Here is a 26,680-nt window from a genome sequence, read left to right as displayed (position 1 = left end):
CTTGAAGTGGCTTGGGTATAAAGATAAATGATCATTTTCACAGTCACTGATCAGTAAACCTTTACGTTGTAAATTTAGCCACTCCGTTGCTTTTAATCCCAACAGCCAGCTATTGCTGCATCAATCGACTTGCTATTGAAAATTTATCCTAATTTATATTAGATCACTTAGTTAATAGAATTGGTATTATATTGTGTTTTTTTGGTAAGCTTAAACTTAGATCCAAGGCGGTTTTCCATAAAGTATTTTCTAACAAATTTTTTTTACTAATGACCCTATAATACGGTTGCGATATTGAGTTTTATAGTCTGCTTTTACATTACTCAATGATTATAAATAAAATTTAACAATACCTAATGAATAACCCCGCGCCAAGGCTTTTCGCTTAGGCTCAAATTCGTTTCACGAAGAGGGGTATCTTATGACGTTTTAAGTTCAACAGACTTTACGCCACAAGCGGCGAGGAATTAAACCCGCTCAGATTAAACTTAACTACAGCTTTACGTCTATGAGTTTTATATCAATCAATTGGTCATTCCTGCGTAAAGCTCTTCGCATCATCTGCTGGTTTTCTACTAAATTTCTTAAAGAGTACCTTGATAATGATTCCATATAGGCCTCAAGAGCTTCTGAAAATACATTCCCGAGTTTACACGCCCCCGTCATAACACATTTATTAGAAGTTGTATTAAAACATTCAACTAAATAAAAATCCTCTTCAGTTTGTGACACCACATGTCCAATATTTATATCTTCAGGAAGCTTTGCTAATTTTATACCTCCGTTTCGTCCTCGAACAGAAGTAACAAAACCACTTTTAACAAGTATGTGAACAACTTTGGTTAAATGATTTTTAGATATTGCATAGCTTTTAGCTATTTCTTCAATACTTACCAAGTTTTCAGTGTATAGAGCAAGGTACATTAATACACGAATAGAATAATCGGTGCGAACATTTTGTCTCATAAGTAAACTACAACTGCGCCTTTTTGTGAAAATATCTTATCATTTTTCAATGGTTTTTAATATTCACATTAATTTAAAATAAAGTAGATTCTATAAATGTTTACATAGTGTACTATGCGTCATCTGTATTTTTTATGTCCATATGAGTCTCTGGCAATGTTTCGGGAATTGCGTAAGCTTTGTAAGCTAAAGCAACAAAAATTGCACCGCCGATAATATTACCGATAGTGACGAAGGTTAGATTGTAGAAAATATCCGACAAACTGATGACACTTTCTGGGCTAAAATAAACGATTGATAATAAGGTCATATTGGCAACGCTATGTTCAAAACCACTGGCAATAAAAACAAATAAACACCAAAAAATAACCACCAAACGAGCAACGTCGCTGTCAACTTTTTTACTCATCCAAATTGCTAGACAAACTAACCAATTGCATAACGTGCCCTTGGCGAGCAATTGTATTGGGGTTGCGCTAATTTTTTTCAGAGCAACCTGGGCAATCAACTCTTCATGAGAAAACAGATAACCTTTGGCTAGAATATAAATGCCAACTAAAATTAGTGCACCGCAAAAATTACCCAGCCAACTCATGGTCCAGGTTGACAGTAATTGTTGGAAATTGACCGTTTTTTTCGTCATACCAATCGTCATATACATGGTATAACCGGTAAATAACTCTGCTCCAGCAATCACCACTAGTGTAAGTGCAATAGCAAAGGTTACACCTAAAACCAGTGTTTGTACTTCAGGAGGAAGCGGGCTAGCGACAGTAAAAATGAAAATAATACCTATACCCACATAAGCACCTGCTAACATGCTACCAATTAAAAAACTCCATGGTGAATCTTTTAGTAGTTGCGCTTTCGTACGGGCAAATTCAGCAAAAACGTTAATGTTATTTTGCATGATTATATTCCTGCTTTAACTTTTGAGTGGACTCTTTATGTTGGCCAAACACCACTCTTATTGCTGGCCATAACGAGAATAAAATAGCGAGTATGAGGAATGTTTTTCCTACTAATACTTGCTCTGAATATAAATAATTAATACACAATCGTTCTTTGGCCGTCATGAAAAGCCAAGTCATGCGAAATAGCGTGGCAATAAACTCAATTCTGAAAAAATTTAACGTAATGTATGACACTTTTTTCAGTGACCAAGCGAGTGGCAAACCACATAAAAAGGTCAAAGAAAATATCTTTAATAAGTAAAAACTTTGCTGTTGAATTGAGCTATCTAAAAAACGTGGGATCATCCAAAATATAAATAATAAACTGGCCATTAGCAGCATAGGAATTCCCGTTTGATTCCATTTAGCAATGGTACTGGGCTCAGGTAGAATTGTTCGTCCCATCAAATAGCCCAAAAACATTAGCCCTGGTATGGCAATAAACAGATGTACAATAAGTGATTGTTGTAATATGGGTATCAGTAACGTGGCAAAAATTAACCAAGCAGATAGCAATAAGCCGATCTGCCATTTACTTGATAACTGAGGTAATTGCACGATTGAGCTCCTCATTATTTTGCCAATCAGTCACTTTGACTAAATAGCCAGCAGCATCAGTAATATGTACTGCCGAATTATGGATAAAACCACCATAGAGATCGTCAATAACCACCACGCCAAACTCATTAAGTATGGTATGCAGTTGTTGCTTCGATGTGGGTACAAACATGTACCATTGCTCTGGTGTCTGGGTGTACCTTTGTTGATATGCCTTTAAAGCGGCGGCGTTGTCGTAAGTTAAATCGAAACTGACGCTAATTAACGCAACATTATTTAAATTATTATCTTTAATTATCTTACGTTGTAGTTTTGCATAAGAGCTACCCAACAATGTGCACACTGTTGGGCAACGGGTGTAGATAAAATCAATTAACAGTGTTTTTCCCTGTAAATCAGAAAAGTTCATCTGTTCACCATTGACATCAATGAGCTGATAGTCCGATAATTTTATCGGCTGCTTTTCAATGTCATACCTGCGAGCACTCTCGGCAGTAAATGCTTGAAAGCTATCTGTTTTCAAGTATATCAAAGCAATACCTGCGCACAGAAAAAACACCGTTAATATTAAATCACGCATCGGCGGTCAAGCTTGCCTTGTTAATACGTAAAATTATTTTAATTAGGAAAAATAATGTTCCTAGTACCACCATCGTTGCGCCCACGGCTGCAATTTGACTCATCGGGATCCACTCAGCGTAATGCGCTGCCCAGCGTCTAGGCACACTGTCCTTACCACTAAGTAAAAAGGTGCCAATTAACACCAATGAACCATAAAGATACGAAGAGAAAAATATTTCATCTAAGTAACGAGTATTTCTCTCGCTCTTGGTTTGTGTAACAAACAACGAAAAAGCAAACAGCATAGGTAATAAACCAAGTAACAGGTAAAAATGAAAGTGTCCAGGTACCCACATGGTGTTATGCATAACCAAGTTGACTGAAATAGTTGCATCTATGATGGCTGGAATGGTACCGGCGACCCAACCAAACATGGATAAAAATAGTAGCCGAGAAATTAGGTCCCATTTAATACCTGAACGATGTACTAAAGTGACTGCACCATAGGCAGTGACAAGCAACACAGGGAAGCCATTCATATATGAGCAAATTTGACCAATAACCAACGCCCATCTAGGCATCGCAAAATCCATCAGTAAGTGGTGTGGATAAACCATCATCACCATAAAGGTTGAAAAGAACCATGCAGTAATAAAAAGCTTGTTCACTTTCCAAGGGCGATTAGTATATTTAGGCAATAATTCGTATACGGCGATTACCGCCATGTAAATTGAAGCGTTGATAAACACGTGACCGAAGAAATAGGTCAAGTTTTTAGCTAATAGTGGGTCGATTGTCACATCATCAGGAAAATACAGGTTCAGTATACACATCACCAGTATGACCGCCCCTGCAAGAATACCTAAAGTGTTGATAATTAACACCATAGTACTTGCTACAACGGCTGGTGGGTGCTCTTCATCTAAGGTTTTACCGCCAAATAAATATTGTAAGCCCATGGCATTATATAGATTTGAATAGCGCTTTAATATCGCCCGAGTAACATCTAAATAAAACAGCAGAAAGCCAACACCAATAATCAGTAAACCACCAAGAAACATTGCAGCAGCATGATGAGACCAAACGCCCATAGACTTAGCTGGCAGTGGATATAAAAAGGTCCAAGCAGCAGCAAAATCACCGAAGAATATTGCCCCTAAAATCATCAATACACCAATTAAGAAAAGAACAAAATTAACTAAGAATATGTTGGTGTTTAAATCCACGTAACGTCGTAAAAAATACCACATGATGCTGGAAGAAAATAACCCAGCAATACCAACCATACCAGCACCGTGTACTGTCAATAATTGATAAAATATATTTGGAGCAACTTCAATTAATGCGCCTTGGGTATAGCGCATTGTTGCGCCCGCTAACATCATTAAAAATAGTACTAGTAATGATGTAACAACATATAACCTAAGAGTATTTGAAGATTTAGTCGATGTTTCTGGCAAACTAAGTTTTTGTAAATTCATCATTTATTCCTTAGCTGGTAAGACAGTTAATGCAGCGACCATATTGTGATGAGCAATGCCGCAAAACTCTAAACACAATAGCTTGTAAGTACCTGGTTTTTTGAAGGTATGTACTAAGCGGTTAGTGTATTGAGGCATCGCTTGACCTTGGGTATGCATCACTAAATCTTCGTCATAGATACCAAAGCCATGGTTTACATCAGCAGACTTGATCATGAATTCAACCGGTTCATTGGCATAAACTTCGGTTTTATCTAACACCCAATACCACTGATAACCTGTCACCTTTATGCTTTGTTCTACTGGTTTGGTACCCGCCTGCTTCGCTATTGGAAACTCAAACAAAGTTCCTACTGCAACACCAAAACCCATTAAAATTAAAAAAGTAAATAACTTCGGTCGATAACCGTAAAGCTTTTCTTTGACAGGTTTGAATTCTCTTCGTTTGTTTGATGCAAAATATACATAAACAAAAACAGCTGTTAAAACAGCTATAAAAAATACTGAAACAAATAAAATTAATTCATGTTTCATAATTACTCCCCCATGCGCACAATTGAATATGCATCCTAATAAACTTTTAAAAGTACATATTTTCATTTCGGTTAAATATTCATTTCATTTACACCCTTAAACATGTATATTATTTACATCTTTAAACATGTGTATTATTTACATCTTTTAAAATGAAAGGCAAGCAGAAGATAAGTTATTTTAAATATCTTTTAGTTTTTCATCCTAGATATCAGTGTCGTGCTGTCGTTAATCGATTGAAAATCAATGCTATTAATTTTGCCAAAGATAAGCTTTTAAAGCGCAAATATTAATGGAGTTGTGAAATACCGCACTATTTAAATGACATTATGTTCAATAACAACGGGATAATTTATGGATTTTACAATCGCATTTTTTATTGCTTTATGTTTTGTCTTATCAATTACTGCATTATTCGCCTTTATCTGGTCTTTGGGTAATAAAGGTAAATCGATACTACATGGCGATGGCAATATTATCTTTGGTGAGCACGAGCTCGGTAAGTCTGAAGAACCAGCAATTGATGGTCCTTTACCATTAGCACGCGGCAGCGATACCAATGTAGAGACAGTTAACTATCACAGGGGTAGCGAGGACGAAATTAATGAGCGAGTAGCCATTGATACGTCTTCTAGATTGCCAGTGGTTATGTTTCTAACCTCAGCACTATTTTGGTTGATACTCGGTTCTTTTGCAGGGGTTATTGTTTCACTTAAATTCCACTTTCCCGACCTTTTAGTTAGTAATATTGAATTGACTTTTGGTCGTATCAGACCTGTTCACCTTAATGCTGTGGTCTATGGTTGGAGCGCTATGGCGGGTGTAGGAGTGGTGTTATGGCTACTACCTAGGCTATTAAAAACAGAATTAGTTGGCGGACGATATGCCGCCAGTTCTTGTATTCTTTGGAATATAGCCCTACTTATTGGTGCCTATCAAATTGTCACTGGTCATACCCAAGGCATGGAGTTTTTAGAAGTTCCTTGGCACACCGATATTCTCATCATTTTTGCTGGCGCTATGGTTGCTGTCCCATTATTTCTCACCTTAGCCCAACGAAAAACTGAGCATTTATATGTGTCAGGTTGGTACTTCAGCGCCGCATTAATTTGGTTTCCAGTAATATTTTTTATTGGCAATGTACCTGGGATATTCACTGGAGCAGAACAGGCAATTGTTAACTGGTGGTTTGGTCATAATATTCTTGGGCTTTGGGTTACACCAATCGCAGTAGGGTGTGCGTACTACTTTATCCCTAAAGTACTAGGGGTGTCGGTTTATTCATACCGCCTTTCTTTAATAGGTTTTTGGGCCTTAGCACTTTTCTATAGCCAAGTCGGAATTCATCATTTATTGGGTGGTCCGGTGCCAATGTGGCTACAAACTATGTCGATTGTGCAAAGCGTGATGATGTTAATACCCATTACTGCATTTCTGATTAATATGTATTCAATACTTAAAGGTCGCTGGTCGGTAGTTAAGTACTCGCCAACATTAAGGTTTATGTTGATTGGCGCTGCAATGTACGCTGGAGCCTCTGTTCAGGGTACTTTTGAAGCGATTCGCAGTGTTAACTATCTGGTTCATTTCACTCATTACACCGTGGCACATGCACACCTTGGTTTGTATGCGTTCTTTACCATGATCATGTTTGGTGCGATGTATTTCGTTTTACCGCGAGTTACTCAGTCAGAGTGGCCTTATCCTAAACTTATTTCTTGGCATTTTTGGTTGTCGCTACTTGGCATTAGTTTGTATTTTGTCGCCTTGACTATTGCCGGCATTAAGCAAGGTTTCGCCTTGGCTGATCCAAGCATACCTTTTATCGAATCAATGAAAGTGACTATACCGTACCTTGAATTACGTAGTATTGCGGGCATCATGATGACGGTGAGTCACATCATTTTTGCTTTGCATTTCTTAGCTCTTATTATGAAAAAACGTACAGCTGCTCATGAGCAGTCGGCATCGTTGAATCTTAAGGAAGCATAAAAATGAATAAAGTTATCGCAATACTGTCTGGCGCATTAACCATTGTACTTTTTGCTTTTGTGATCATCGTTATGATGCCGACTATGCAAGCAAAAAACAATAAGCCAGATCCAAATATAAAACCTTACAACGCTTCAGAAACACGCGGTAGAGCTATGTATGTATCCTTGGGTTGTTTGCATTGCCATACCCAACAAGTAAGGGATTCTATCTGGTCAACTGATGAAGCACGAGGCTGGGGACGACCTTCTGTTTCCACTGACTATCAATACGATACACCACATCAGTTGGGAACGATGAGAACTGGCCCTGATCTGATGAATATAGGTGTTAGGCAACCGAGTGATACCTGGCATTTGATGCACTTATATCAACCAAGGTCTGTAGTACCTGAAAGCATTATGCCAGCGTATCCATTCTTATTTAAAGAAGTCGAAAAAGCAGAAAAAGGTGATGCGGTTATCACTATGCCGCCGAAATTTAGTATAGGTAAAACGATAGTGGCTAACCAACAAGCTATTGATTTAACTAACTACATGAAGTCACTTAAGCGTAATCATCCAATACCCAAGTAACGCACTAGGTAGCGTCCTTAGGTCAAGACATTTAATAACAAATAATCGCTTCAGAACAAAGAGAGTAAATTATGCAAAGTCAATCAAGAGAAAAGAACGATCCACAAGAACTTAATAATCCTATTCCCTACTCGATTTCTGCGCTAATTCTAGGTTTAACCTTATGGGCAGTTTCTTATATTTTTTGGACTAGTCATACGGTAGAAGAAACCAATGAAATTAAGCAATATGCACAAACCAGTAATCAAGCTGCAGTTAAAAGTACTGCTAGTGTAGAACCAATAGCTAAAAGTCTTGCTAGCCCAGTAGCTAAAAAGTCTGTTATAAAAATCGATGGTAAAGCAATTTATAGTGAAAAATGTTCGGCATGTCATCAATCAACAGGTAAAGGGCTGCCTAGTGTTTTCCCACCACTTGACGCATCTAAATGGGTAACCACTATTAACTATGAATTACCTGTTCAAATTATTGCCAAAGGTTTAATGGGTAAAATAACAGTTGCGGGTACTGACTATAACGGCGTAATGCCCGCATTTGGACAATCTTTATCTAATGCTGAATTGGCGGCCTTAGTTACTTATATACGTGGTGCTTGGAGCAATAAATCAACAGAAGTGAGTGCTGAAGATGTTGCAACATCATTGGTAAAACATAGTGAACAATTATCATCTTGGACTAATGAAGTACAGCTTGTTGAGCTTGTTGGAGCTCCTAAGTAATGACCGCCACATTAAATAACCCTTCAACAGCTGCTCTAATTGAAGCTGGTTCACCTGAACACTCTCAGATGAAGATATCCAAAGCAATTTATTGGATTGAAGGATTATTTTGTGGCAACTGTGCAGCGGCGTTAGAGTACAAAATAGCAGCCGTAAAAATGGTTGATTCAGTCAGTGTAAATTTTACTTATAGTTATATGATTATTGATTATATTGGAGATGTTACAGCTCTTGATATCATAGAAAAAACCGTTGAAAATCTTGGTTATAAGGTAACCAACGCAAGCCTTGATGTTCGACAACAACAGCTAGTTCAACAAAAAAAACAAGCCTATAGTACACTATTTTTTGCTTTTATTTTTTCCATGTGGTCGATGTTAAGTGCGATAGTAACCTATTTGCACGAGCCAGATGAACTAAGCCAACAAGTCCTAAATTTGCTAAATATATTTTCCGGTATTTTTTCGATACCTGTAGTGTTTTCTGCCGGGTTTCATTTCCATAAAATGGCTTGGTATGCCCTTAAAAGCCTACTATTTAATATAGACTTGTTAATATCAACGTCAGCATTGTTAGCATTTTTCGTTTCTTGCTATTTTTTGTGGTGGCAGATGGATATCGTCTACTTCGATACCGCTTGTATGTTGATACTATTGCATTTATTTGGTCGCTCCTTAGACTTAAACACCAAAGCCAAAGCAATGGAATGCCTAAAAGAAGAAATAGAACTCAGCCAAAGTTCAACAGTATTGTATGAAAATAGCGCAGCACAATTAAAAAAAATTGCTATAAATACAATTTCAGTGGGTGATGTTTTAGTGCTTCATTTAGGAGAAGTTGTTCCTATTGATTGTGAATTATTGTCCGAATTTTCACTGTGTGATATTAGTATTACCACGGGTGAATCAGCGCCTGTTCAGTATGTAAAACATAGTGAATTAGCTGCTGGTTTTGTTAATTTAGGACAAACCATTAGGGTACGTGCAAAATGTGCTACCGGACAGTCTAATACTGATTATCAACTGACTACAATTTTGATGAACAAAGCGAAGCAAATAAGCAACAGTACAAAAATTAATAAATTATCTTCGTTGTTGTCGCAATTGATATTTTTCTCTGCACTTACTGCCGGTATCTACGTATTCGCTGTTTATTCTGATCTGCAATTAGCTTTCGAGCGCATGCTATGTGTGCTGGTTATCGCTTGTCCATGCAGTTTAACCATAGCCGCGCCGCTAGCATCATTGATTTTAAATCAACAAAGTATTAAGAAAAAACTGGTGATTAATAACTACGCCGCATTTGCCGAAGGCCGTAATTTATCTGCATTTTATTTCGACAAAACAGGTACATTAACTCAAGGTCGACCCACTTTAATGACTATTCAACTAGTGAATACCGACTGGTCGTTAGAGCAAGTATTACAACACGCTTATCAATGTGTTTATTACAGTAACCACATTTATAGCGACTTAATTCGCCAGCATATAGCAGAGAACATCTTGCCTGAGCGCAAGCTCGGCTCTTACAACGAAGTGCTAGGATATGGCGTGCAGTGGACCAATGATGATGCCAGTTTGAACGTCGCCTTAGGGTCAAAAAAATGGTTTGTAGAACAAAAAATAATCATTAACACTAACGAAGAGCATACCGCAAGCTACTTAGTTATTAACAATGAGTTGGTGGCCATTTTTAAATTTGAAGACAGTGTGAAAACCAGCGCTAAACCGACAATCGACTACTTAGCAGCACAGATACCTTATATCGCTATGCTAAGTGGTGATAACCAAGCAACTTGCCAACAAGTTGCTCAGCAGTTGGGTTTGAACAGTGAAAACATTTTTAGCGCGATGAGCCCAGAACAAAAACAAAATCAAATTACCCTCAGACAGCAGAATCAGCAAGTGGTTGGTTTTATTGGAGATGGTCTGAACGATAACTTGGCATTAATGCAGGCCGATATTGGGGTAGCGGCTAAAAGTGCCAATGCACTGACAAAAATGAGCGCAACGGTTTGCCTGCTAAGCAATGATCTAACAACATTAAAAACCCTGCTACCCCTCGCGAAGCTCTATCACAAACTAATGAAATACAATCTAGTTTATGCAGTTGTGTACAACATGATCGCCATTCCAGTCGCGATTTTTGGCAACATTTCGCCGTTAATTGCTATCAGTGCCATGGTCGCTAGTTCATTTTCGGTATCAATTAACAGTTACTTTTTTAGTAAAAAAATGGATAAATTATGAAAACCTCCAATAACAGATCAATATTTTTAGGATTAGCTTTAATTTTGTTAATCGTAGCAACGTTTATGATAGTAAGCCTAAATTATCTTTTCGATACAAAAGTTATACCCTCTTCATCGGTTAAAAATTTAAACATTAATGGTTTTTTTCTATCAAAATCGTTGCCATTAGCGTCTGTTAAATTTGTCTCAACAGATGAATCATTGGTATCAACTGATGCCTTTAAAAATCACTGGACCTTGCTGGCACTAGGTTATACGCAATGCCCTGACATTTGCCCTATGACACTACTAAAGCTTGACAACGTCCTGAGTAATATACCTATCGATGAAAGACCCAAAATCGCATTTTTAAGTATCGATATTGCACCCGAGAATATTGAAAAGCTCAACGATTATATGGAGTATTTCAATAAAGATTTTATTGGGTTAAGCACCACAAAGGCACAACTAGGTGATTTTTTTAGCAGTTTAGGGGCAAGTTATAGCATTAAAAAAAGCGAGAGTGGTAGCCTAGACATAGAGCATTCAAGTTCTATATTCTTAATTTCTCCTGATAAAAACTATGTTGCTAATTTCCCATACATGCTAACAGCGGAACAGATCAGCCAAGACTATTTAGCGATCACGAGATAATTAAATTTTAACGTGCTTTAAGGCACTATATATCTAACCTAAATAGCATTTGTAAAATATATATACCTAAGCTACTTGGAAATGCATGATTTCAGCGGGAGTTTAAATGGTCAAATACAAGACATTTATTGAAGGTAATGGTTATTCCCTTATCAACATAAATAACGCGGTAGTTGACCATTTAAAACCCGCCCGTAGGGAATTTATCAGGTAAGTAATCACTACGTTACATCAGTTTGAAAGGCAATATTCCTAAAATGATGTGCCTTGTGCTGACTCACCTAATAAATTCTGAAACAAGCATTATCAAGTGGCTTGGGTATAGGTAATATCTTGATAAATTAATATATTTAAGAGTGGGATTAGTTCATTATTTTGCTTCTAGCAAACATAATATTTTTTACGGAAAATAATATTAAACCAAGGTGAAAAAGAGTATTGTGAACGACTCAAAAGATCGGTCAACTGATTTACTAAATTCTTAATTTATCGGTATTAGGCTAAAAGGAGCTTTTGATAATTTACACTTCGTTGTTATGTCAGTTCTAAAGTGAATAATCATGAATTCACTGATATACCTAGCATTGTAACACCTCATAAATTCTGAGTGGTCACTTAATTATCGGAATTTGTACAACAACAAAAAACGCAGACTAAGCTGCGTTTTATATATTTAAAAAGCTTTATTCAATCATTTATTATGCTTTTTCACTAACATCCGATTTTTCTTCATCAACAGTTATCTCACCCGTTAATAATAAGTTTCTTAGATTAGTATCTAATTCAGTTGCAGATTCAGGATGTTCGCTGAGATACTTAGTAGCATTAGCTTTACCTTGACCTATTTTATTACCATTATAGCTATACCAAGATCCCGCTTTTTCAACCATAGAGTGCTTAACACCCAGATCAATTAGTTCACCTAGACTATTTATGCCTTTACCATAAGTAATTTGGAATTCAGCCTGTTTAAAAGGTGATGCCACTTTATTTTTAACCACTTTAACGCGTGTTTCATTACCAATAATTTCATCACCATCTTTCACTGCGCCAATACGTCTGATATCAAGTCTAATTGAGCTGTAGAATTTAAGCGCATTACCACCTGTCGTTGTTTCAGGGTTGCCAAACATAACACCAATTTTCATACGAATTTGGTTAATGAAGATCATCATGGTATTTGATTGTTTCAAATTACCAGTGATTTTACGTAATGCTTGTGACATTAAGCGTGCTTGTAAACCAACATGATGATCACCCATATCGCCTTCAATTTCAGCCTTAGGTGTTAATGCAGCAACGGAATCAACTACGATTAAATCTACTGCGCCTGAGCGAGTTAGCATGTCACAAATTTCAAGAGCTTGTTCCCCTGTATCAGGTTGAGAAATTAATAACTCATTAGTATCAACGCCAAGTGAACGAGCATAGATAGGGTCTAATGCATGCTCGGCATCAATAAAAGCACAAGTTTTACCTGCTTTTTGAGCTTGAGCTATCACTTCAAGTGTTAATGTTGTTTTACCACTAGACTCAGGTCCATAAATCTCAACAACACGGCCCATAGGTAAACCACCTACACCTAAAGCAACATCTAACGCAAGAGAACCTGTAGATATAGTCTCAACATCCATGCTTTTACTATCGCCAAGTTTCATAATTGAACCTTTTCCGAATTGGCGTTCTATTTGACTCATTGCTGCACTAAGTGCTTTTTGCTTGTTATCGTTCATTTAATTCTCCAAGATTTAATAGCAAATTGATTAAGTTATTTCCCATACAGCGAGCGTTAGGAATAAATTTAATCAACTTGGTATAACAGGGCAATTCTTAATTGGCTTCAGTATACTGTATAGAATCACAGTATCAAGAGTATTTTATATATTTATATGTTTTATTAATTTTTTTAAAGCAAAAACAATAGCTTGCATTCTAACTTCGGACCTTCGACCTGGGAATGTTTCACAATATGTATAGTTTTCATCTAGATAACGAATACAAAACCATACAGTACCTACAGGTTTTGTACTCGTAGCGCCACCAGGTCCTGCGATACCAGAAACCGTTACTACTATATTTGCACCTGTAACCCTGCAAGCACCTTGTGCCATTTCAATTACTGTTTGTTCGCTTACAGCGCCATGATCTTGCAAGGTTTTTTTACTTACATTCAACAGTTCATTTTTTGCTTTATTACTATAAGTTATAAAAGCGCGGTCTAAATATGCGGAACTTCCCGGAGTATCTGTTAATGCATAACTAATACCACCTCCAGTACATGATTCTGCGGTAGTGATCCAAAGTGATTTATCCGTTAGAATACGTCCTAACTGCGCTGCGAGATCTGTAATATCTTGTTGTAATTCCATATTTAGCCTAAATAGATAATTTTTATGTCAATCAATCTTTTTTCTGACCATACTATAAGCCAACAAACACCTATGATGCAGCAATATTTGCGAATTAAAAAAGATCATCGAGAGATATTGCTTTTTTATCGCATGGGTGACTTTTATGAATTATTTTTTGATGATGCAAAAAGAGCTGCGCAACTTCTCGATATATCACAAACTCATAGAGGAAAAGCAGGCGGTGATCCTATCCCTATGGCAGGTGTTCCTTATCATGCGGTTGAAAATTATTTAGCACGCTTAGTACAAATGGGTGAGTCAGTTGCTATTTGTGAACAAGTGGGTGATCCAGCCACCAGCAAAGGACCTGTAGATAGAAAGGTTGTTCGCATTGTGACACCCGGTACTATTTCAGATGAAGCACTATTACAAGAAAGGCAAGACAATTTACTCAGTGCTGTGTGGCAAAATGATAATGGTCAATTTGGTCTTGCTTACTTAGATATCAACTCTGGGCAATTTAATATTTTAGAGGCTGATGATGAAGAAACACTAAACTCGAGTTTACAACGCATTCAACCAGCTGAATTACTTTACCCTGAAAACTTTAAATCATTTCATTTAATTGAAATATTTAAAGGCTGTAGAAGGCGACCTATTTGGGAGTTTGATTTAGACACTGCGACTAAGCTTTTATGTCAACAATTTGAAACTAAAGATCTAATCGGCTTTGGCGTTGAGCAAGCTAAAACAGGGTTAATCGCTGCGGGCTGTTTAATGCAGTATGTAAAAGATACGCAAAGAATTGCATTACCACATATCAGAGCTGTTACTTTAGAAAAAAATGACCTTAATGTAATATTAGATGCTGCAACTAGAAAAAATTTAGAACTCACTTTAAATTTATCTGGTTCAATAGAAAATACACTTGCTCAAGTGCTCGATAAAACAGCAACAGCAATGGGATCACGTCTATTAAAACGCTGGATCCATACACCAACTCGATGCCACAAAACACTTAATAATCGTCTTAATAGTTTATCCGAATTAATTGATACCGGCCTAGCACCAGATATTCATCAATCTCTTAGAAACATTTCAGATATAGAACGTATTGTTGCAAGGCTTGCTTTGCGCTCCGCACGCCCAAGAGATTTATCCCGTTTAAGAAATGCTTTACAAGAGCTGCATCCATTACAACAGCTTTTATCTGAAACTAGCAGTAAACGATTACAAAAAATAAAAGTAAGTTCTCCTGTTTTACCTGATCTACAAACCCTACTTGAACAAGCAATTATTGATAATCCTCCCGTGCTTATTCGTGATGGTGGTGTAATTGCACAAGGCTATAATACTGAACTTGATGAGTGGCGGGCATTAAGCCAAGGCGCTACTGATACTTTAGAAAAATTAGAGCAAAGAGAACGTGAACGTACAGGAATTGCCACATTAAAAATAGGTTATAACCGTGTTCATGGCTTTTATATTGAAGTCAGTCGTGCATATTCAGAGCAAGTTCCGGTTGAATATGTAAGGCGACAAACCCTTAAAAATAATGAAAGATACATCATTCCTGAACTAAAAGAACATGAAGACAAAGTACTTGGTAGCCAAAGTAAAGCCTTAGCCCTTGAGAAAAAACTGTATGAAGAAATATTTGACCTAATCGCACCGGATCTTGAAAAGTTACAAATCATGTCTGCAGCATTAAGTGAACTTGATGTACTCAATAACTTTGCCGAGCGTGCTGAAACGCTTAATTATCATAAACCAACATTGGTTGATGAACAAATAATTGATATTCAACAAGGTCGCCACCCTGTTGTTGAGCAAGTAATGAAAGACCCATTTATCTCAAACCCTATTTCACTATCTCCAGAACGTAAAATGTTGATAATTACAGGCCCAAATATGGGAGGAAAATCAACTTATATGCGCCAAACAGCTTTGATTGTATTGATGGCACATATTGGCTGTTTTGTACCAGCAAGTTCTGCAAAAATAGGATTAGTAGATCGTATTTTCACTCGCATTGGTGCCAGTGATGATTTAGCCTCAGGACGCTCTACATTTATGGTTGAAATGACAGAAACTGCTAATATTCTAAATAATGCCACTCAACATTCTCTGGTTTTAATGGATGAAATTGGACGTGGTACAAGTACCTATGATGGCTTATCTTTAGCTTGGGCAACTGCAGAGTATTTAGCAAATAAAATTTCAGCAAAAACTTTATTTGCCACTCACTATTTTGAATTAACTGAACTACCAGAACAATTACCACAGCTTGCAAATGTGCATTTAGATGCTGTAGAGCATAATGATACTATTGCTTTTATGCATAAAGTGCTTGATGGGGCCGCAAGTAAGAGTTTTGGTTTACAAGTAGCCTCACTTGCTGGCGTACCAAAGCCAGTTATAAGACAAGCTAAACATAAACTACATATGCTAGAAAATCATCTAAGTGTCAGTGAGCTCCCTACGAGTAATGGTTCTAATAAAACAGTATTGCCTATAGTGGAAATAACACATCCTGCAATTGATGAACTATCTGAATTAGATCTTGATAATTTGACACCCAGAGAAGCCCTACAAACATTGTATAAACTAAAAGATCTCATTTAAAATAATTAAGCAATCAAACTAAAAAGGTTTACTTAAATAAGTAAACCTTTTTAGTTTATGCAGTGACATTTATTAAGCTGTTTAAATGTCACATGAATTATTGTTGAAATAAAGACTCTATATTTAAACCTTGGTGACTTAATACTTCTTTTAATCGTCTTAATGCTTCAACTTGAATTTGTCGAACGCGTTCACGTGTTAAACCAATCTCTTTACCTACATCTTCTAAGGTTGATGGCTCATAACCTAATAAGCCAAATCGACGCGCTAAAACTTCTCTTTGTTTAGAGTTTAATTCTTCTAACCAGTGAATAATATTATCTTTAATATCATCTTCTTGAATACGAGTATCTGGACCACCACTTTTCTCATCAGCAAGAATATCCAATAAAACTTTATCTGAGTCCCCACCTATTGGTGTATCAACGGAGCCTATTCTTTCATTCAAACGAAGCATTTTATTAACGCTTTCAACCGGGCGGTCAAGTTTCGCAGCTATTTCTTCTGCTGTGGGTTCATGATCTAAAGATTGCGTTAATTCTCTAGCTGTTCTTAAATAAACATTTAATTCTTTTACAACGTGAATGGGTAATCTAATGGTACGGGTTTGATTCATTATTGCACGTTCAATGGTTTGCCTTATCCACCATGTCGCATAAGTGGAAAACCTAAAACCACGTTCTGGATCAAATTTTTCCACTGCGCGGATCAAACCCAAATTTCCTTCTTCAATAAGATCTAATAATGCTAAACCTCGATTATTATAACGACGCGCAATTTTAACCACTAAACGAAGATTACTTTCAATCATACGTTTTCTTGAGGCTTCACAGCCTTTCAAGGCTTTACGTGAAAAATAAACTTCTTCTTGTGCTGACAATAAAGGGGAAAAGCCAATTTCACCTAAATAAAGTTGAGTAGCATCTAAATTTTTAACAACTTCAGCTTTCGATGTGCTCTGTTCTTTAGTTTCTTCTTGCTCAACTTTTTCAAGAATTGAATCATTTGGTTCTTTACCAATTACATCATTCATTTTGACGGCCATAGTTATATCCTTAATAGTTTCAGCTGTATCACCCATAAGCATTCTCCTAAGCAGTGAAATATATACGTATAACACATTAAACTAATGCTATGGCAAGTATTTCACAGGATTCACTGACTTACCTCTATAACGGATCTCAAATCTTAACCCTGTCATTTTGGCATCACTACTACCCATCTCTGCTATTAATTGCCCAGCTTTTACTTCTTGTTTTTCCATAACTAATAAACGTTTATTATGAGCGTATGCACTTAGATAATCATCGTTATGTTTTACTATGATTAATTGCCCATATCCTTTTAAAGCACTTCCAGCGTATACAACAGTACCATGAGATGCTGCTTTTATTGACGTATTGCGTTTATTAGCAATCAAAATACCCTTAAAACCATTATCTTTATTCGAAAAACGTCTAATTACCTTACCTTTTGCAGGCCATTGCCATACAACTTTTTTAGCATATTGTGTGTTTTTTGTTTTTGATAAATTATTAGCTTGTTTTTCAACATACTCCGCTTTTTTTGGCTGTACAAGATCTTTCTTTGACATGTTGTTATTTTTCTGTTTATAACTTGTAGATAAAACTGGTTTTTCAGGGAGATGATGTGCCTTTTTCTTTATATTTAACAAAGCATTTAGCCTGAGCTTTTGTCCAGGGTAAATCTTGTAAGGCTTAGAGATTCCGTTGATCTTAGCGAGATCTCTAAAATCTTTATTTGCTCTAAAAGAAATAGCATAAAGTGTCTCCCCTTTCTTCACAATATAACTACCACCCTTTATTTTAATTTTTTGTTGCAAACTGGTATGACCTGAAGAAAGGCTAGAAACAGGCGCAGGCGTTACTCTTTGACTACAACCAACAATCGATAGGCATAAATAATTGATAAAAATAATATGTATTATGCGCATCATAAAGTAAGAATCATTTCCTATTAGATAAATTTATGGAATAACAAAAAAACCTATCGTTGTTAAGCGAGATCACCTGGAATTAAAGGAACAAACCTGACAGCTTCTAAGGCTTGCTGTATAAAGCGATCACCTTGTCGCTTAAACATCACCAGTTTTTGCTCACTCTCCCCAATAGGTGCAACTAAAATGCCATTATCAATTAACTGATAAAGCAGCTCTGTTGGTACTTCTGATGCTGCTGCGGTCACAATTATACCATCAAAAGGTGCTTTATTTTTCCAGCCAAGCCAACCATCACCATGCTTCATTTTCACATTATAAATATCTAAATTTTGTAGCCGACGCTTAGCCTGCCATTGCAAAGATTTAATACGTTCAACTGAATAAACTTCATTAAATACTTTTGCTAAAATCGCACTTTGATAGCCAGAACCAGTGCCAATTTCAAGCACTTTAGCCTTAACACCTTGCTCTAATAAGATTTGTGTCATTTTAGCTACGATATAAGGTTGAGATATCGTCTGACCTAATCCGATAGGTAATGCCGTATTCTCATAAGCTTTATGAGTTAGTACTGTATCAATAAAATCATGTCTTGGTATCGAAGCTATCGCATCCAATACCGCTTGATGATTAATCCCCTCTTCATATAGCTTTTGTGCTAAAGCATGGGCGTTACGGTTTTGTTCCGGGTAATTATTCTTCAACACCTTCAAGCTCCATTTTATTTATCCATCCCTTCATTACTTTCAGACTGTTTTTAGCTGTCATATCCACATTTAAAGGTGTAATTGATGCGTAACCTTGGTTTACAGCAAAAAAGTCGGTACCTTCTCCAGCATCTAATTCCCCACCTAAAGTGCCATACCAATATATTTCTCTGCCCCAAGGATCTTTTTGTTTGCTCATGGTTTCAGCTTTATGCCTAGAACCTAATCTTGCTACTTTTAGCCCCTTCAATTGTGACAAAGGAATATCGGGCACATTGATATTTATTATTTGATCATTAGGTAACGGATGCGATGCCAATTCAGAGATCAAATCAACTGTTATAGATGCTGCTGTATCGTAATTTTCTTCTTTTTTAGAACACAAAGATACTGCTATAGCAGGTAATCCCATATAACGTCCTTCGGTTGCCGCAGCAACGGTACCTGAATACAAGGTATCATCTCCTAAATTAGCACCATTATTGATACCTGCAACAACTAAGTCTGGCGTATGATCTAACAGTTCATTTAGTGCTAAATGAACGCAGTCTGTAGGTGTACCATTGACTGAAATAAAGCCATTATCTAAAATTGTAGCTCTTAGTGGATTCATTAAGGTTAATGAATTGCTTGCCCCACTACAGTTTCTATCAGGTGCTACAACGGTCACATCTGCAATTTTTGATAATGCTTGGTATAAAGAAAGAATACCTTTTGCATGTACGCCATCATCATTACTTAACAAAATTTTCATTACACTTCCTTTTCAATATTTTTTTTTAAAGATGTATCCGTACAAATAGCTAACTCACGTAATACAGCCGTTGCATAACACCCTTTATTAAGCTCAAACTCCAATACTAAATCTGTTTCATTTTCTTGAGTAACAGTCAAACCTTTAGGTATAAGCTTCAAGATTCTCCTTTCTGTTTTTAAACCCAGTTCAATTAAACCTTCTCGCCACTCTTTATAATCTTCAAGCCATATTAATTCTAGATCTGTTAAACCTTTATCACCAAATCCAATTAAAGGTGCTGATAAACAAATATCTTCGCTTGCCAAACGATCGATTGTTTCAGTATTAATATTTTCTTTGAAATAAGCATTGCTGCCGCTGAGCATAAATACTTCTTGCGGTAGTGTTTTTGCTAATCCATGAGCTGTTACTCTAAGATCGACAATTTGATTAAATACGAATGAGCGAGCTGCAGAAATAATTAAACCTCTTAATTTTCGATCTCTGATCTTTTCACCAGAAAACATACGTTTTGCCATATCTAAATTATGACCACCATGACCAAATCTTTGAGCTCCAAAATAGTTAGGTACACCACTTCTAACCGCATTAATACGACATAAAACATCTAATGGATCTGTGACATTTCTTAATCTAATTGTGAACTTGTTACCTTTATGACAACCTATTTTGAGTTTTCGGCTATGCCGCTTTTGTGTTAATACAAATAGGTTGTCACTATTAAGCTTGGTGAAGTCTATGTCTCTTTTAATAGGCACAGGAACACTAAACCACTGACTACACACACCATGTCTGTCTTTTAGACCTGCATAACTGACGTTTTTTGGCGAAGTTTGTGCAAACTCAGCCAGCTTTTTAACTATAAACTGAGTATTTTCACCTTTTTTCACAATTTTAAGACAAACATGCTCACCTTCTCCAGTAAGTTCAAAACCCAGTACTTCATCAACAATAAAGTCTTCTACTTCTTGTTTAAAATCAGCTTGCGCTAAAGGCTTACCATATAAATAATTTAGGTCATTAAAATTTAAATCTCTCATTATCGATTACTTAACTCTTTATCAGTGTTTAGTTTTTGTAAAATTACCACGGCATGACTTGAAATACCTTCTTTACGTCCTTCAAACCCTAATCGCTCTGTTGTTGTCGCTTTTACATTAACTTGAGATATTTCTGCATTTAAATCAGCAGCTAAAATTGATCGCATATTCTCAATATGAGGTAACATTTTTGGCGCTTGTGCAACAATAGTAATATCTGTATTACCTAAGCCATAACCTTTATTTTTAACTAAACCTACAACATGGCGTAATAAGATCCTACTATCTATATTTTCATATTCGCTGGCGGTATCTGGAAAATGCTTACCTATGTCACCTAATGCAAGTGCACCTAGAATAGCATCACATAAGGCATGAATCGCAACATCACCATCTGAATGAGCTATAAAGCCTTGTGTATAGTCAATTTTGACACCAGCAATTGTTAAAGGTCCTTTACCACCAAATTTATGTACATCAAAACCATGGCCTATGCGTAGCATTTTTACTCCAATATATTATTTGTTTGTGATAAATAAAAACTCGCTAACTGCAAATCTTCAGGTGTGGTTATTTTGATATTGTCAGAACGACCAGGTATCAAGATTACGTCAAATCCAGCCCATTCCATAGCAGATGCTTCATCAGTAACTTCTATATTTTTTGCAAGCGCATCTGATAATGCTTGATGTAACTGATCAAATTTGAATATTTGGGGCGTCATCGCTTGCCATAATGCAGCTCTTGGAACAGTTTCTAATACATGCTCAACTTGCTGTGCGCTATTAGCTTTTTTGATGGTATCTTTAACTTTTGAAGCTAAAATCCCCCCTTTTTGGTGTAAAACAGCCATATCAATTAGTTTATTAATATCATTAGGGGAAACTAATGGCCTAGCCGCATCATGAACTAATACCCAATCAATTTGATTTTTATTATTTTTTTTTAAATTATCAAGTGCATTTAATACAGAAAGAGCTCTAGTGCTCCCACCTATAACCGTTTTAATTTTAGCGTCATTTATATTAAGTTGATTATAAAATAAATCATCCGAGCTAATAGCAATACTAATTTGATTGATACTTTGAATTTGGGTAAGTTTATCTAAAGTGTGCTCTAATACCGTTCTTTGATTAATTACTAAGTATTGTTTAGGTAAATTACTCTGCATTCTACTGCCAATACCAGCAGCAGGCACAATTGCAGCGATATTCAAGTTAGCTTTTTTAGTCATTTTATTCTTTATAAGTCTTTTTATTTGGTAACAAACGAAAAAAAGTTTCTCCTGGTTTAATTAAACCGAGCTCATTTCGTGCACGTTCTTCAACTCCCTCTAAACCCGTTTTTAAGTCCTTTATATCTGCTTCTAACAATTTATTACGTTTTGTCAGCTCCTCATTCAGTTTTTGATGTTTCGTAACTGCAATTTGTAAGCGGGTATAATCTTTTACACCATTATGCTCAAACCATAGTTTATATTGCAAAAGAAGAAATAAGCACAGTAACCCTATTTGAAATAGCCTCATTACGGGTTCTCCGATTATTTAGGGGCTAACCTAAGTAAGTGGTTTATTAAAGTTATGCCAGTTAATCCGCGCAGCTAATAACATTTCCCTCAAAGATAATAAACGTGGCATTGCTCTTTTTCCTTGGTGCCATCTATGACCACAACAAGCGGCTGTCATAACTAATTTTGTTGGCTTCATAATATATGCTGTTTGCTTATCTAATGCTTGGCCTGAAAAATCAAACCAACCATGTTCATTACAATGAATTTTATCTTTATAAACTTGATCTAAGCAATCTATTTTAATGACTAGTTCACCTTCATTAAGTACAGCTAAAGGTAAAATAAAACCAGGAAATGACTTTTGTGTATAAAATCGCCTATTTTTCTCTTTATCAAGGCTTGGGAACTTTATACTTTGCTTTGCTATCCAGCATCCATTTTGCCCATCAAGTTGTAAGGGACTATTCCCTTGTAAAATATGCACAGATACACGTTCTATATAATAGGGCAAGCTTGCTAACAATCTTCTAAGTTTACTTTGATCTGATTCTCGACTTAACCGTATTACTTCTCTAGCATAAAACGCATTGCATAGTTCAATATAGGCTAAATGATTTTTGCCTTTAGCTAGTAAATCTGATTGCAATTTAAGCTGTTCTGACAATGAGCTAACCCCAAGCTTTTGTTAGTATTTAGTTATATCATAATAGCCTAAAAAAAGAACGTTTTATCAGAGTCTAAATAAACAACAACTTAGCTTAAGGTTTAATACCAAGCTTTACTTGACCATTTTCTAAAAATTGAGCTGCTTCTTTACGTTTTTTTCCTATCACAATACTGCCATCACTCATAAATAAAAAGTTTTTCCAATATCTCTTAAAAATACTCCAACTGGTTTCAATAACATCACGGCGGCTAATACAAAAATAAATAACGGTATTATTATCCCAATTTAAATGTTCAATCAACTCTTCAGGAAGATGCTCTTCATCTTGATCCCATAGTTTTTCCCACTCAATACTTTGAGACCAATTATTATCATTGCCAGGCCAATCAGAAGGTTTAAAAAAATCAGGGTGATCATTTTCATTACTAATAAAACTCGCCCAAAGATTTGCAGAACGGGCTTCACTCATAGGTTTAATTTTAAGAAAATCATCAGACTCTATAGGTAAGTCTTTATGACGAAAAACCCATGCTTTTTTGTAATCATTTAACGAAATATAGTTCATTGAATATATGCTTAATAAAGAAATAACAAACTTATCTAGTATACCGATTATTAGTCAGAAAAAATAATAATAATTTCGTTGCCCGTATGTTTATTGAAACGATTAACCAACTGGTTTTACTTTTTTAACTCTGTTAATTTTATGCTAAAAATACATAAAGTAATATATTTAACACAACAAAAATATGTGATGTAATACACTACAATTTATTAATCATTAATTTACATGGAATTATAATGAAGAATGTTCTTCTTGCTTTACTGGGCTTGACTATTATTGGCTGTACCAATATTCAATTTAACGATCGTTATCAAAACTTAAAGTGGCCAAAAGTAATTATTGCGCCATTTAATGGTGAAAAGGCACATATTTCTGAAGTGAAATTTGAACATCACTTCGCTACAAGCTCACAAATAGAAGTCATTCCACCAAGCTTAATTATGATGTTACTTAAAGATCATAAATTAATAGAAGCATATGAAAATGGTAAAAATAAAGCACTATTTACACTTGCAAAAAAATAAATGCCAAAAGAATACTCATTGCCAACATAAATTCAAAGCCTATGACTAGAAGTAGTTACGCTGAAGCTGATATTATGGCTAAATTGATTGATGTAAAAACAAAAACTCTCGTTGCAACTAGTCATCATGAAACAACTTCTATCATTTCAAACTCAGAGTCGTTAATAAAAGATGTAACAGAAGACTCTATTGAAGATTTTGATCTTGTATTTAAGAGACTTCATGGTGTTGATTTTTGGACTAGCTTTCTAGGAAATTTCTAACTTTTAGTTTAAATTTAGACCTAAATATTTACAAGTAACCTACCTTTTATCTGTAAATATTAAAAACACATTCTATACCCATACTACTTCAAAATGCATGTTTCAGAGCTCTCTGAGCGAGCTCAATTCAAGGCGTATTTATGCAGGAATATAGGCACCTGTGGAACCAACGCAACAATGAAGCGGGTTTGCTCAGAAGCGACGCCTCGACGAGTTTAAACAGGATTTATGTGCGTTATTAATTTTGATAAGGGAACAACCATTATCTTCAATTAATGCCTTACCTAAATCCTGTTTAATTCTCGCTGAAATCGCACATTCTTAGGTGTAATGGGTATAAATATTCCAATGCACCACATAAAAAGTTATCAACAAAAAACAAAAAATATGGGATGATTACCTCATCTGACCACTTTAAGGTACTGACCATGCAATTTAATGGCACTCAAAACTATATAGCTAGTAAATCTTTAAAACTTGCCGTTAATGCGGCTATCCTGTTAGAAAAACCTTTATTAATAAAAGGTGAACCCGGTACAGGGAAAACCATGTTAGCCGAAGAACTAGCGGCAGCTTTAGGAACAAATTTGATTCAGTGGCATATAAAATCCACCACTAAAGCACAGCAAGGATTATATGAATATGATGCAGTATCTCGCTTAAGAGATAGTCAATTAGGTGATGAAAAAGTAAATGATATAGGTAATTACATCGTTAAAGGGAAATTGTGGCAAGCCTTTGATGCAACAAAACGCCCCGTTTTATTAATTGATGAAATAGACAAAGCGGATATCGAATTTCCAAATGATTTATTACTTGAATTAGATAAAATGGAATTTCATGTTTATGAAACTCAAGAGCGCATTGTCGCCAAACAAAGACCTATTGTAATTATCACCTCAAATAACGAAAAAGAACTTCCAGATGCTTTTTTACGTCGTTGTTTCTTCCATTATATTAACTTTCCAACTACAACTGAAATGCAACAAATCATAGATGTACATCATCCAGATATAAAACAAAATTTAGTCACTGCGGCACTTGAAGCTTTTTTTAATTTACGAGAAGTAAATGGCCTTAAAAAGAAACCTTCAACCAGTGAACTACTTGATTGGCTTAAATTACTGCTTGCAGAAGATATCTCACCTGAAGCACTGCAAGATAAAACGAATAAAGGCGGTTTAATGCCAATGTTTGGCGCACTCCTTAAAAATGAACAAGATATTACATTATTAGAAAAGCTTGCTTTTATGAGCAGAAGATAATCCAAAAGAGTTAATATTATGCTAATTGAGTTTTTTCTTACTTTAAAAAAATACCGCCTTGCTGTAAGTATGCGTGAATTATTAGATTTGATACGCGCTTTAGAAAAAGGTGCTGTATTTGCCGATATTGATGCTTTTTATTTTTTAGCTCGAACCATTATGGTAAAAGATGAAACTCAATTTGATAAGTTTGATAAAGCCTTTGCCCACTATTTTGAGGGCATTGAAAATATAGATATATTTGAGCAACTCAAACAACAAAATGAACTGCCAGCCGATTGGTTACGAAAAGAGTTTGAGAAACACTTAACCGAAGCAGAAAAGCATAAAATTAAGGCTATGGGGGGTCTTGATGAATTAATGAAAACCTTGAAAGAGCGACTCGAAGAACAGCAAAAACGCCACGCTGGCGGTAATAAATGGGTCGGCACAGGCGGTACCTCACCTTTTGGTGCTTACGGCTATAACCCCGAGGGGATAAGAATCGGCCAAGATGCCAATCGAAATAGGCAAGCAGTAAAAGTATGGGATAAAAGAGAGTTTAAAAACTTTGATTCAAATGCACAAATAAACACTCGTACCATGAAGTTAGCCCTCAAAAAATTGAGAAAGTTTGCAAGAGCTGGAGCCAGTGATGAATTAGATCTCAATGCAACTATCAATGCAACTGCAGCACAAGGTGGCATGTTAGACGTTAAAATGCAACCAGAGCGCCACAATGCCGTTAAAGTGCTTATGTTCTTTGATGTTGGCGGCTCAATGGATGATTATATTCAAACTTGTGAAGAGCTATTCAGTGCAGCCCATAATGAATTTAAATATTTGGAGTTCTTCTATTTTCACAATTGTCTATATGAACATGTTTGGCAAGATAACAATCGCAGACACCAAGAAACATTAAGTACATTAGAACTCATTAATCGTTTTGGCCAAGATTACAAAGTCATATTTGTTGGCGATGCAACGATGGGCCCTTATGAAATTTCTTATCCTGGTGGCAGTGTAGAGCATTGGAATAAAGAGCCTGGATCTGTGTGGATAAATCAAATCATCAATCACTTTGAAAAAGCGATTTGGCTGAACCCTCAACCACAAGAACATTGGGGTTATTATCATTCAATCAACATGATTAAAGATCTCATGAAAAATAGAATGTTCCCTTTAACATTAGAGGGGATCAGTGAAGGCATAAATAAATTAACTTGATTGCTTAAAGTCATGAT

Annotated in this window: 28 protein-coding genes; 10 read left to right on the top strand and 18 right to left on the bottom strand. The window is 36.0% G+C overall.

The genetic code is table 11. From position 1 onward, the window contains the following. Nucleotides 1–492: 492 nt before the first annotated feature. From CJF42_RS15895 to CJF42_RS15870, 6 genes are all read right to left on the bottom strand, one after another. Nucleotides 493–966: an RrF2 family transcriptional regulator gene (locus CJF42_RS15895; RefSeq protein WP_095367633.1), complete on the bottom strand. Its 474-nt coding sequence runs from the start codon at nucleotides 964–966 to the stop codon at nucleotides 493–495. A 112-nt stretch (nucleotides 967–1,078) separates the two neighbouring features. Then, a complete protein-coding gene (locus CJF42_RS15890; protein ID WP_095367632.1) occupies nucleotides 1,079–1,876 on the bottom strand; it encodes a formate/nitrite transporter family protein in 798 nt (265 codons plus the stop codon). Then, the gene (locus CJF42_RS15885) at nucleotides 1,866–2,477 is read right to left on the bottom strand and encodes a hypothetical protein (RefSeq protein WP_095367631.1); all 612 of its coding nucleotides are present in this window, start codon (nucleotides 2,475–2,477) and stop codon (nucleotides 1,866–1,868) included. Before CJF42_RS15885 ends, CJF42_RS15890 begins: the two co-directional genes overlap by 11 nt. Beyond that, nucleotides 2,452–3,057, bottom strand: coding sequence for an SCO family protein (locus tag CJF42_RS15880; protein WP_095367630.1), 606 nt, complete (start codon nucleotides 3,055–3,057; stop codon nucleotides 2,452–2,454). The genes CJF42_RS15885 and CJF42_RS15880 overlap by 26 nt, the downstream gene beginning before the upstream one ends. Further along, nucleotides 3,050–4,519 carry a cbb3-type cytochrome c oxidase subunit I gene (locus CJF42_RS15875; RefSeq protein ID WP_095367629.1) on the bottom strand — a complete coding sequence of 490 codons (1,470 nt, stop codon included), beginning with the start codon at nucleotides 4,517–4,519 and terminating at the stop codon, nucleotides 3,050–3,052. Before CJF42_RS15875 ends, CJF42_RS15880 begins: the two co-directional genes overlap by 8 nt. A 3-nt stretch (nucleotides 4,520–4,522) precedes the next feature. After that, on the bottom strand, nucleotides 4,523–5,053 hold the full coding sequence (locus tag CJF42_RS15870; protein ID WP_095367628.1) for a cupredoxin domain-containing protein: 531 nt from the start codon (nucleotides 5,051–5,053) through the stop codon (nucleotides 4,523–4,525). Nucleotides 5,054–5,407: 354 nt separating this feature from the next. Here CJF42_RS15870 and CJF42_RS15865 point away from each other — a divergent pair, with 354 nt between their 5' ends. From CJF42_RS15865 to CJF42_RS15845, 5 genes are all read left to right on the top strand, one after another. Continuing rightward, complete coding sequence (locus CJF42_RS15865) at nucleotides 5,408–7,045, top strand: cbb3-type cytochrome c oxidase subunit I (RefSeq protein WP_095367627.1); 1,638 nt, start codon at nucleotides 5,408–5,410, stop codon at nucleotides 7,043–7,045. A gap of 2 nt (nucleotides 7,046–7,047) precedes the next feature. Next, nucleotides 7,048–7,620, top strand: a complete 573-nt coding sequence (locus CJF42_RS15860) for a cbb3-type cytochrome c oxidase subunit II (protein ID WP_095367626.1) — start codon at nucleotides 7,048–7,050, stop codon at nucleotides 7,618–7,620. 71 nt (nucleotides 7,621–7,691) lie between these two features. Further along, nucleotides 7,692–8,339 (top strand): c-type cytochrome, encoded by a 648-nt coding sequence (locus CJF42_RS15855; RefSeq protein ID WP_095367625.1) that lies wholly within the window; start codon nucleotides 7,692–7,694, stop codon nucleotides 8,337–8,339. Continuing rightward, on the top strand, nucleotides 8,339–10,588 hold the full coding sequence (locus CJF42_RS15850) for a heavy metal translocating P-type ATPase (RefSeq protein ID WP_095367624.1): 2,250 nt from the start codon (nucleotides 8,339–8,341) through the stop codon (nucleotides 10,586–10,588). Before CJF42_RS15855 ends, CJF42_RS15850 begins: the two co-directional genes overlap by 1 nt. Then, nucleotides 10,585–11,223: an SCO family protein gene (locus CJF42_RS15845; RefSeq protein ID WP_095367623.1), complete on the top strand. Its 639-nt coding sequence runs from the start codon at nucleotides 10,585–10,587 to the stop codon at nucleotides 11,221–11,223. Before CJF42_RS15850 ends, CJF42_RS15845 begins: the two co-directional genes overlap by 4 nt. A gap of 698 nt (nucleotides 11,224–11,921) precedes the next feature. Here the strand turns inward: CJF42_RS15845 and recA are convergent. Further along, nucleotides 11,922–12,956, bottom strand: a complete 1,035-nt coding sequence (recA, locus tag CJF42_RS15840) for a recombinase RecA (protein ID WP_095367622.1) — start codon at nucleotides 12,954–12,956, stop codon at nucleotides 11,922–11,924. Between the two features lie 144 nt (nucleotides 12,957–13,100). Continuing rightward, nucleotides 13,101–13,592 carry a CinA family protein gene (locus CJF42_RS15835; protein WP_095367621.1) on the bottom strand — a complete coding sequence of 164 codons (492 nt, stop codon included), beginning with the start codon at nucleotides 13,590–13,592 and terminating at the stop codon, nucleotides 13,101–13,103. Nucleotides 13,593–13,616: 24 nt separating this feature from the next. Here CJF42_RS15835 and mutS point away from each other — a divergent pair, with 24 nt between their 5' ends. Beyond that, nucleotides 13,617–16,199, top strand: a complete 2,583-nt coding sequence (gene mutS, locus CJF42_RS15830) for a DNA mismatch repair protein MutS (RefSeq protein ID WP_095367620.1) — start codon at nucleotides 13,617–13,619, stop codon at nucleotides 16,197–16,199. A gap of 97 nt (nucleotides 16,200–16,296) precedes the next feature. Here mutS and rpoS read toward each other — a convergent pair whose 3' ends face one another. The 10 genes from rpoS to CJF42_RS15780 all read right to left on the bottom strand — a co-directional run bounded on the left by rpoS (nucleotide 16,297) and on the right by CJF42_RS15780 (nucleotide 23,405). Beyond that, entirely contained in the window at nucleotides 16,297–17,244 is a 948-nt protein-coding gene (gene rpoS, locus CJF42_RS15825; RefSeq protein WP_502694795.1) for an RNA polymerase sigma factor RpoS, read from the bottom strand. 87 nt (nucleotides 17,245–17,331) lie between these two features. Then, entirely contained in the window at nucleotides 17,332–18,153 is an 822-nt protein-coding gene (locus CJF42_RS15820) for a peptidoglycan DD-metalloendopeptidase family protein (RefSeq protein ID WP_095367635.1), read from the bottom strand. A gap of 62 nt (nucleotides 18,154–18,215) precedes the next feature. Continuing rightward, nucleotides 18,216–18,863, bottom strand: a complete 648-nt coding sequence (locus CJF42_RS15815) for a protein-L-isoaspartate(D-aspartate) O-methyltransferase (RefSeq protein WP_095367634.1) — start codon at nucleotides 18,861–18,863, stop codon at nucleotides 18,216–18,218. Further along, the gene (gene surE / locus CJF42_RS15810) at nucleotides 18,853–19,620 is read right to left on the bottom strand and encodes a 5'/3'-nucleotidase SurE (RefSeq protein ID WP_095367618.1); all 768 of its coding nucleotides are present in this window, start codon (nucleotides 19,618–19,620) and stop codon (nucleotides 18,853–18,855) included. The genes CJF42_RS15815 and surE overlap by 11 nt, the downstream gene beginning before the upstream one ends. Next, nucleotides 19,620–20,663: a tRNA pseudouridine(13) synthase TruD gene (truD, locus tag CJF42_RS15805; protein ID WP_095367617.1), complete on the bottom strand. Its 1,044-nt coding sequence runs from the start codon at nucleotides 20,661–20,663 to the stop codon at nucleotides 19,620–19,622. The genes surE and truD overlap by 1 nt, the downstream gene beginning before the upstream one ends. Beyond that, entirely contained in the window at nucleotides 20,663–21,166 is a 504-nt protein-coding gene (gene ispF, locus CJF42_RS15800; RefSeq protein WP_095367616.1) for a 2-C-methyl-D-erythritol 2,4-cyclodiphosphate synthase, read from the bottom strand. Before ispF ends, truD begins: the two co-directional genes overlap by 1 nt. A gap of 2 nt (nucleotides 21,167–21,168) precedes the next feature. Further along, nucleotides 21,169–21,897: a 2-C-methyl-D-erythritol 4-phosphate cytidylyltransferase gene (ispD, locus tag CJF42_RS15795; protein ID WP_095367615.1), complete on the bottom strand. Its 729-nt coding sequence runs from the start codon at nucleotides 21,895–21,897 to the stop codon at nucleotides 21,169–21,171. Between the two features lies 1 nt (nucleotide 21,898). Continuing rightward, nucleotides 21,899–22,189, bottom strand: a complete 291-nt coding sequence (ftsB, locus tag CJF42_RS15790) for a cell division protein FtsB (protein WP_095367614.1) — start codon at nucleotides 22,187–22,189, stop codon at nucleotides 21,899–21,901. Nucleotides 22,190–22,219: 30 nt separating this feature from the next. Beyond that, the gene (locus CJF42_RS15785; protein ID WP_095367613.1) at nucleotides 22,220–22,837 is read right to left on the bottom strand and encodes a hypothetical protein; all 618 of its coding nucleotides are present in this window, start codon (nucleotides 22,835–22,837) and stop codon (nucleotides 22,220–22,222) included. 94 nt (nucleotides 22,838–22,931) lie between these two features. Then, complete coding sequence (locus CJF42_RS15780) at nucleotides 22,932–23,405, bottom strand: DUF2947 family protein (protein WP_095367612.1); 474 nt, start codon at nucleotides 23,403–23,405, stop codon at nucleotides 22,932–22,934. A 236-nt stretch (nucleotides 23,406–23,641) separates the two neighbouring features. Here CJF42_RS15780 and CJF42_RS15775 point away from each other — a divergent pair, with 236 nt between their 5' ends. The 4 genes from CJF42_RS15775 to CJF42_RS15760 all read left to right on the top strand — a co-directional run bounded on the left by CJF42_RS15775 (nucleotide 23,642) and on the right by CJF42_RS15760 (nucleotide 26,663). Continuing rightward, a complete protein-coding gene (locus CJF42_RS15775) occupies nucleotides 23,642–23,929 on the top strand; it encodes a hypothetical protein (RefSeq protein WP_095367611.1) in 288 nt (95 codons plus the stop codon). Nucleotides 23,930–23,970: 41 nt separating this feature from the next. Next, nucleotides 23,971–24,192, top strand: a complete 222-nt coding sequence (locus CJF42_RS15770; protein ID WP_095367610.1) for a hypothetical protein — start codon at nucleotides 23,971–23,973, stop codon at nucleotides 24,190–24,192. A gap of 428 nt (nucleotides 24,193–24,620) precedes the next feature. Beyond that, the gene (locus CJF42_RS15765; protein WP_095367609.1) at nucleotides 24,621–25,457 is read left to right on the top strand and encodes an AAA family ATPase; all 837 of its coding nucleotides are present in this window, start codon (nucleotides 24,621–24,623) and stop codon (nucleotides 25,455–25,457) included. Nucleotides 25,458–25,475: 18 nt separating this feature from the next. After that, the gene (locus CJF42_RS15760) at nucleotides 25,476–26,663 is read left to right on the top strand and encodes a vWA domain-containing protein (protein WP_095367608.1); all 1,188 of its coding nucleotides are present in this window, start codon (nucleotides 25,476–25,478) and stop codon (nucleotides 26,661–26,663) included. The last annotated feature ends 17 nt before the right edge of the window (nucleotides 26,664–26,680 follow it).

Origin of the sequence: Pseudoalteromonas sp. NBT06-2 (assembly GCF_002276045.1) — a bacterium.
Lineage (GTDB): Bacteria > Pseudomonadota > Gammaproteobacteria > Enterobacterales > Alteromonadaceae > Pseudoalteromonas.
Note: the sequence above shows the minus strand (reverse complement) of the source record. Positions and strands in the feature narration are given on the sequence as shown.

What these genes read in the sequence shown, in the direction of transcription:
- CJF42_RS15895 (WP_095367633.1), bottom strand. Translation starts at nt 966, where the DNA reads ATGAGACAAAATGTTCGCACCGATTATTCTATTCGTGTATTAATGTAC.
- CJF42_RS15890 (WP_095367632.1), bottom strand. Translation starts at nt 1,876, where the DNA reads ATGCAAAATAACATTAACGTTTTTGCTGAATTTGCCCGTACGAAAGCG.
- CJF42_RS15880 (WP_095367630.1), bottom strand. Translation starts at nt 3,057, where the DNA reads ATGCGTGATTTAATATTAACGGTGTTTTTTCTGTGCGCAGGTATTGCT.
- CJF42_RS15875 (WP_095367629.1), bottom strand. Translation starts at nt 4,519, where the DNA reads ATGAATTTACAAAAACTTAGTTTGCCAGAAACATCGACTAAATCTTCA.
- CJF42_RS15870 (WP_095367628.1), bottom strand. Translation starts at nt 5,053, where the DNA reads ATGAAACATGAATTAATTTTATTTGTTTCAGTATTTTTTATAGCTGTT.
- CJF42_RS15865 (WP_095367627.1), top strand. Translation starts at nt 5,408, where the DNA reads ATGGATTTTACAATCGCATTTTTTATTGCTTTATGTTTTGTCTTATCA.
- CJF42_RS15860 (WP_095367626.1), top strand. Translation starts at nt 7,048, where the DNA reads ATGAATAAAGTTATCGCAATACTGTCTGGCGCATTAACCATTGTACTT.
- CJF42_RS15855 (WP_095367625.1), top strand. Translation starts at nt 7,692, where the DNA reads ATGCAAAGTCAATCAAGAGAAAAGAACGATCCACAAGAACTTAATAAT.
- CJF42_RS15850 (WP_095367624.1), top strand. Translation starts at nt 8,339, where the DNA reads ATGACCGCCACATTAAATAACCCTTCAACAGCTGCTCTAATTGAAGCT.
- CJF42_RS15845 (WP_095367623.1), top strand. Translation starts at nt 10,585, where the DNA reads ATGAAAACCTCCAATAACAGATCAATATTTTTAGGATTAGCTTTAATT.
- recA (WP_095367622.1), bottom strand. Translation starts at nt 12,956, where the DNA reads ATGAACGATAACAAGCAAAAAGCACTTAGTGCAGCAATGAGTCAAATA.
- CJF42_RS15835 (WP_095367621.1), bottom strand. Translation starts at nt 13,592, where the DNA reads ATGGAATTACAACAAGATATTACAGATCTCGCAGCGCAGTTAGGACGT.
- mutS (WP_095367620.1), top strand. Translation starts at nt 13,617, where the DNA reads ATGTCAATCAATCTTTTTTCTGACCATACTATAAGCCAACAAACACCT.
- rpoS (WP_502694795.1), bottom strand. Translation starts at nt 17,244, where the DNA reads ATGGCCGTCAAAATGAATGATGTAATTGGTAAAGAACCAAATGATTCA.
- CJF42_RS15820 (WP_095367635.1), bottom strand. Translation starts at nt 18,153, where the DNA reads ATGCGCATAATACATATTATTTTTATCAATTATTTATGCCTATCGATT.
- surE (WP_095367618.1), bottom strand. Translation starts at nt 19,620, where the DNA reads ATGAAAATTTTGTTAAGTAATGATGATGGCGTACATGCAAAAGGTATT.
- truD (WP_095367617.1), bottom strand. Translation starts at nt 20,663, where the DNA reads ATGAGAGATTTAAATTTTAATGACCTAAATTATTTATATGGTAAGCCT.
- ispF (WP_095367616.1), bottom strand. Translation starts at nt 21,166, where the DNA reads ATGCTACGCATAGGCCATGGTTTTGATGTACATAAATTTGGTGGTAAA.
- ispD (WP_095367615.1), bottom strand. Translation starts at nt 21,897, where the DNA reads ATGACTAAAAAAGCTAACTTGAATATCGCTGCAATTGTGCCTGCTGCT.
- ftsB (WP_095367614.1), bottom strand. Translation starts at nt 22,189, where the DNA reads ATGAGGCTATTTCAAATAGGGTTACTGTGCTTATTTCTTCTTTTGCAA.
- CJF42_RS15780 (WP_095367612.1), bottom strand. Translation starts at nt 23,405, where the DNA reads ATGAACTATATTTCGTTAAATGATTACAAAAAAGCATGGGTTTTTCGT.
- CJF42_RS15775 (WP_095367611.1), top strand. Translation starts at nt 23,642, where the DNA reads ATGAAGAATGTTCTTCTTGCTTTACTGGGCTTGACTATTATTGGCTGT.
- CJF42_RS15770 (WP_095367610.1), top strand. Translation starts at nt 23,971, where the DNA reads ATGACTAGAAGTAGTTACGCTGAAGCTGATATTATGGCTAAATTGATT.
- CJF42_RS15765 (WP_095367609.1), top strand. Translation starts at nt 24,621, where the DNA reads ATGCAATTTAATGGCACTCAAAACTATATAGCTAGTAAATCTTTAAAA.
- CJF42_RS15760 (WP_095367608.1), top strand. Translation starts at nt 25,476, where the DNA reads ATGCTAATTGAGTTTTTTCTTACTTTAAAAAAATACCGCCTTGCTGTA.